This window comes from Pseudomonas sp. P20, from assembly GCF_016463925.1.
GTDB lineage: Bacteria > Pseudomonadota > Gammaproteobacteria > Pseudomonadales > Pseudomonadaceae > Pseudomonas > Pseudomonas aeruginosa.
Genome location: NZ_JAEMVM010000118.1, coordinates 1 through 637, shown reverse-complemented (window position 1 = coordinate 637; position 637 = coordinate 1). Strand labels below are relative to the sequence as shown.

The 637-nt window shown below is 63.7% G+C and carries 1 protein-coding gene; it reads right to left on the bottom strand.

Going from position 1 to position 637, the window contains the following annotated elements; genetic code table 11:
* A partial coding sequence (locus JHD77_RS32045; protein ID WP_199506578.1) for a hypothetical protein occupies positions 1-637 on the bottom strand: 637 nt, incomplete at both ends.

Here is a 637-nt window from a genome sequence, read left to right as displayed (position 1 = left end):
CCGCGCCGTTGAACAACTCCGTAGCACTCAGGCGCAGCCCATCGCGGCTGGCGAGTACCCCCTTGTCCTGGTTGAGCACGTGCGGCGCGGTGATGCCCAGACCACTGTCACCGACGATCTTGCCGCCACGGTTGTCCAGCTGCTCAGTGAGGTTCAGCGCCACCACGCCCTGGCTGGCAATCTCGCCGACGCTGTTGTCCACCTGCCGGGCCGTGATGTCTACGCCCTGGTTGCCAGCGATACGGCCAGCGTTATTGTTTAGGATGCCCAGGTCGAGAGTCAGCGAGTCCTGACTGGTCAGTTCTCCTCCCTTCTGGCTCAGCGTGCCAACCTTGGCATGCAGGCTACCATTGGCGGCGATACGCCCCTTGGAACTGTTCGCCTCATCGGCCGCCAGCTTCAGGCCGCGTTCGGCGATCAGCGTGCCAGCGTCGTTTTCCAGGCGGGTCACACCGATATCGATGGCACCCTTGCTGCCGATGGAGCCACTACGGTTGTCCAGGACGAATGCCTGGATATCCAGACCTCCGGCACCGGAGACAATCCCCTCGAGGCTGTTGTCCAGGGCCTGCGCGATACGCAAGGTCAGGGCTCCGCCGCTGAGCAGGCGTCCCTCCTGGTTGTTCAACGCGGAGGT